4 protein-coding genes and 1 pseudogene are annotated in these 3,508 nt (G+C 39.4%); 3 read left to right on the forward strand and 2 right to left on the reverse strand.

Translation table 11 applies throughout. The features are described from left to right. The first annotated feature begins 110 nt into the window (after window positions 1–110). Both ABMY41_RS21510 and ABMY41_RS21515 read left to right on the forward strand, forming a co-directional pair. A complete protein-coding gene (locus ABMY41_RS21510; protein WP_235378349.1) occupies window positions 111–698 on the forward strand; it encodes a LysR substrate-binding domain-containing protein in 588 nt (195 codons plus the stop codon). A 245-nt stretch (window positions 699–943) separates the two neighbouring features. Continuing rightward, window positions 944–1,564, forward strand: a complete 621-nt coding sequence (locus ABMY41_RS21515; RefSeq protein WP_004588553.1) for a 2OG-Fe(II) oxygenase — start codon at window positions 944–946, stop codon at window positions 1,562–1,564. 63 nt (window positions 1,565–1,627) lie between these two features. On the opposite strand, the gene ubiA is transcribed toward ABMY41_RS21515, so the two are convergent. Then, window positions 1,628–2,506, reverse strand: a complete 879-nt coding sequence (gene ubiA, locus ABMY41_RS21520) for a 4-hydroxybenzoate octaprenyltransferase (RefSeq protein ID WP_004588554.1) — start codon at window positions 2,504–2,506, stop codon at window positions 1,628–1,630. Then, on the reverse strand, window positions 2,503–3,042 hold the full coding sequence (locus tag ABMY41_RS21525; RefSeq protein ID WP_004588555.1) for a chorismate lyase: 540 nt from the start codon (window positions 3,040–3,042) through the stop codon (window positions 2,503–2,505). Before ABMY41_RS21525 ends, ubiA begins: the two co-directional genes overlap by 4 nt. A gap of 154 nt (window positions 3,043–3,196) precedes the next feature. Here ABMY41_RS21525 and ABMY41_RS21530 point away from each other — a divergent pair. Continuing rightward, a pseudogene (locus ABMY41_RS21530) lies at window positions 3,197–3,379 on the forward strand (flagellar basal body-associated protein FliL); the annotation flags it as partial. Between the last annotated feature and the right edge of the window lie 129 nt (window positions 3,380–3,508).

Below are 3,508 nucleotides of genomic sequence, written 5' to 3' on the forward strand. Positions count from 1 at the left end.
TCGAGGGGATGGGCTAAATAATACAAACTGTGTTATTCAAGGGGTGAAGTCCAATGGTACGAAAAGTTACTCTAAGCGTGAAAATTCAAGCTAAGGTTAATTTCGAGGGGATGGGCGCAAAACCCCTAGTACCTATCTCATGCGGGCAATTTTTAGCACAATACCCCCATGTTAAAATAGAAATGCAATTGCAAGAGCAGCACGAACTTGCACGCAAACTGCAAGAGGGCGAGATTGATATCAGTGTTTATTCGCAGGCAATTAACAGCATCGGCAGCGACATACACCTGCCAGACCAACTGGTATTGTTTGTTTCTAAACACCATCCGTTAGCAAATAAAAGCGATATCAGCAAACACGATTTAGATAGCTACCCTATGTACGGCTGTTTTTCTCAGTCTAAACAAGTACAAAGCATGCTTAACGAAGCCATCGATATGCTCAATAAATCGGCTAGCATTAAGGTAGGCAGCATTGAGCAAGTAATGTCAGGGCTGGTTAAATCAGATCACTTTGCTATTGCAAGTATTGAACACGCGAGCACTCTTGCAGAACACACAGAGCTTGTACAGCTAAAAACAAATAAAGACTTAAGTCACGAACAACTTGTTATACAAACAAGTCAACAAGCAGCAGTTGGCGAACACATTGACCATTTATTATCTCTTATCAAAAAAGCATCTACGACTATTACTTAAGCCAAGATAAAAATAGCATACCGCATTGCCCTTAAACCTTTTAAGGGCAACCAATTTAGATAGCCCTTACTGATTTACTCTTCTTGTTACCAAAACCTGCAGCACAGCTGCTTAACCTAAAAAGCCCTTTTAGTTTTTATACTTACGCGTTAGGTTTTTATTTGCTTAAGTAGCGGAGCACAAACCACTAGCTATTAAATTTTTTTAGGCTACACTGTCGCACCTTTTTTAATCAACAGACATAAATGAACACACTTTTTAGTTCTGATGTTTATTTAGATGCAATAGAAACCCATGGTTATGTTGTTATACCTAACGCACTTATTAGCGAGCTAGTAGAGAGTTTAATCACCGATTGCCACCGTATTAACCCGCATTTTAGCGCTGCAGGTATTGGCCGTTTAAATGACTTACAAATAGATAAAACCATTCGTAAAGATAAAACCTATTGGTTTGATGGCAGCTCACAAGCACAGCTAACTTATCAAGCAATAATGGAAAGTATAAAAACCACACTTAATCGACAGTTTTTTATGGGCTTATTTGATTATGAGTGCCACTACGCTAAATACACCCAAGGCGACTTTTATAAAAAGCATTTTGATGCATTTAAAGGGCGATCTAACCGCGTATTTACAACAATCCTTTATTTAAATACGCCCGAGCACGGTGGCGAGCTTGTTATATACAAACCAAAAAGTAAGCAAATAGAGATAATAATTAAACCCACCGCGGGGACACTCGTTATGTTTGAAAGCGAGCGTTTTGCGCACGAGGTATTACCTGCCATTAATGAGCGCTACTCTATTGCTGGCTGGTTTAGAAAGAACGCCTCAATAAGTGGAGTAATTGACCCCCCACGATAAAACCAACATAGCCACAACAACTAGTGGCTATACTGAGGTTAAATTAATAGCGTTGAGATGAAATTAACGCGCAAATACAAATGACAAGAACAAGCCAACAAAAATAGCTAATCCAACATAGTGATTATTTAAAAACGCTTTAAAACATGCATCACGCGCACGTTTATGAATAAGCACTTGCTGATAAATAAGTAACCCAGCGGCAGTACATAAACCTGCAACAAACGCCAAGCCTAGCTGGTTAATTAAGCCAATAAGCGCCAACAACGCTATAAAATTAGCGTTTAATAAAAATATAATATGGCGGTCGTATTTACCAAATAAAATAGCAGTAGATTTAACCCCTATTTTTAAATCGTCATCTCTGTCAACCATGGCATACATAGTGTCGTACGCTACCGTCCAACAAATATTTGCAACAAATAACAGCCACGCCTGCAGCGGTAATGAGTCAACTGATGCCATATATGCCATAGGTATTGCCCAACCAAATGCAGCGCCTAAGACTACCTGCGGAAGATGTGTATAGCGTTTCATAAAGGGGTAGCAAAATGCCAGTGCCAACGCCCCAAATGACAATAAAATAGTGTTGATGCTAAGTAGTAATACCAATACAAAAGCAATGGCTATCAGTAATATAAATAAACTCAGTGCTTCACCTGCACTTACTTGTCCGGTGGCCAAAGGCCGCCCTGCTGTACGCTTAACTGAGCCGTCTATTTTTCTATCTGCAAAATCGTTAATAACGCAGCCAGCACTGCGCATAACAATTACGCCTAAGGTAAATACAATAAAGTTAACTAGGCTTGGCATACCAGCGTTTGCAAGCCATAGAGCCCAATAAGTAGGCCACAGTAATAGTAATGTACCGATAGGTTTGTCAATGCGCATGAGCTGAATATAAAAAGGGCTATGCTGTAATTGCAAAGGGGCTAATTTCATGAGTACAAATAGGCTCCGGGTAAAAATACTTCGCACACTAAAAAGTGATAATCATTAATAGAAAACACACTACGACGACCTAATAAAGGGTGCGTAGTTAAATTCAACTCTTTAACAAGTGACTGCAGCGCATGCTCTGAGTCAAAGCGCCCTACCTCAATATTACTTCGGGTAAGTTCAGGGTGCTGAAAAATAACATCACCTAAAGGGCGTGCGCCCATATTATGCAGTGTTGTTTGCGTTTGTGTACTGGGCAGCCAACTTTGGGCATACACCATGGGTGTATTGTCACACAATAAAAGCACCTCGCGATTAAGTGCTTTATTTGTATTTGAGCCAAGTAGTTGTTGCTGTGCATCGCTTAGAGTAAAAGTTTGCTCATTAAGCACTTTTACACTAAAAGTTTGTGCATTACTTTTTAATTTAGCGGTTAATGAATGTGGCTCAAATAGCCACTCTTGCTCTAACGCAGATAAGTTATTTACCAAAGAAGCACATTGCCAATTGGCAGATATAGAAAGCGGAAATGTAATCATAATAGCTCAATAAAATTAAAACCGAGACGATGATAACATTGCCAAAGCATTTGAAAAAGTGATGTTTTACTGCCGATAAATAATTGCAGGAGCTGTTTATTAGGCGCTATTAAGTATAAACTATTTGTATTAAGAAAATGGAAACACACTAAAGATGAAAAAAATAGTATACGCAGGTTTTTTAGCACTGATCCTAAACTGTTTTAGCTTCTCGGCAAAAGCGGAATCGACAGTGGGCTATTTTGGTTTTGAGCCAGACATAATTACCAATTACATAGGCGCCTCAAGTAAAAAAATGGGCTATGTACGCGTGACTATAGATTTAATGCTTAGCAATAAGGGGTTCTAGGGATTTTCCCCTCTAAAAAGACATAATCCTCTGTAGACCACACCAATAAATGGCTGCGGAGGTGGTTTACTTTCAGCTTGGAGCCTAATCATCCACTATCGGCCTTGTTATTTCGCC

Origin of the sequence: Pseudoalteromonas sp. BZA4, from assembly GCF_040104395.1 — a bacterium.
In the GTDB taxonomy this organism is placed as follows: domain Bacteria; phylum Pseudomonadota; class Gammaproteobacteria; order Enterobacterales; family Alteromonadaceae; genus Pseudoalteromonas.